This is a genomic window from Emticicia sp., assembly GCF_049241225.1.
Taxonomy (GTDB): Bacteria; Bacteroidota; Bacteroidia; order Cytophagales; family Spirosomataceae; genus Emticicia.
Window position 1 is genome coordinate 24,444 of sequence record NZ_JBMLRC010000154.1, and the last position, 1,302, is coordinate 25,745.

The window sequence follows — 1,302 nt, forward strand, 5'->3', positions numbered from 1 at the left end:
TATTCACTCATTCATAATTAAATATATGAAACGTCGAGAATTTATAAATCTAACTGCTACGAGTGCATTGCTTTCGTCGGTCGAAACGCTGGCACAAGAAAAACCTTTGGTATCAGATGTTGACCCCAAATTTCAACTAAAGATAATGGCTACTAACTGGGGCTGGAGTGGTTCGCTCGATGCCTTTTGTGCTGCTGCCAAGAAGGAAGGCTATGATGGCATTGAAATGTGGTGGCCAAACGAAACCAAAGACCAAAAAGAACTTTTTGCAGCACTTGAAAAGCATGATTTAGAAATTGGCTACCTATGCGGTTCTGGCCATAAAGACCCCGCCATAAACCTCGAAAGTTTCAAAAAAGCCATTAATGCCGCCTCAACGCAGTCGGCCAAGAGGCCTTTGTATATCAATTGTCATAGTGGGAAAGATTTTTTCACGTACGAGCAAAGTAAACTTTTCATTGACCATACAACCGAAGTATCTGCCAAGACTGGAATAAAGATTTGCCACGAAACTCACCGAGGCCGAATCTTGTTTGCAGCTCATATTACTCGAAATTTTATTGAGAAAAACCCCGCATTACACCTAACACTTGATATTTCTCACTGGTGCAATGTACATGAGTCGTTGCTCGAAGACCAAACTGAGACCGTGGCGATAGCACTGGAACGAGTAGAACACTTACACGCCCGCATAGGGCACCAAGAAGGCCCACAAGTCAATGACCCAAGAGCTCCCGAATGGGAAAGTGCTGTAAAAGCACATCTTGCTTGGTGGGATAAAGTTCTTGAAAGAAAAATGAAGGCAGGCGAAACTATGACTATTTTGACTGAATTTGGCCCACCAAATTATTTGCCGACTTTACCATATACCAAACAACCAGTAGCTGACCAATGGGCGATAAATGTATATATGATGCACCTACTCAGAAAACGATATTTAGGATAAAAAGAGACCGAGCTATCTAAAGATTGATAGCTCGGTACCCGTCGTTCATGGAAAACAAGAAAGCACGTAAATCCTTTCAATATTTGAAAAAATTCTACTCTGACTATGTTAGCCTAAAAAGTGTACCAAACTTGACACGCTACCGTTTACACTACACCAAATATTAGCAAGTGGATACAATTGTGGAAAAGTTGATTATTTCTCTGAAAAACTCTTATAATCAGCTTGTTATTTAGTTGATTTAACTTTTCTACGCTTCATCACAAAAAGAAACCATATCGCAAATCAGAAACTACCACTCATGTAAATCTTGGATAATTTCTGCCGACTTGCTGTACGTTTGCCACGCTTTTGCT

The 1,302-nt window shown here is 40.5% G+C and carries 1 protein-coding gene; it reads left to right on the top strand.

Features of this window, described 5'->3' with window-relative positions; translation table 11 throughout:
• Positions 1-946: sugar phosphate isomerase/epimerase family protein (locus ACOVO2_RS09055; protein WP_421769648.1), on the top strand; the 946-nt coding region annotated here is incomplete at its 5' end.
• Positions 947-1,302: the final 356 nt, after the last annotated feature.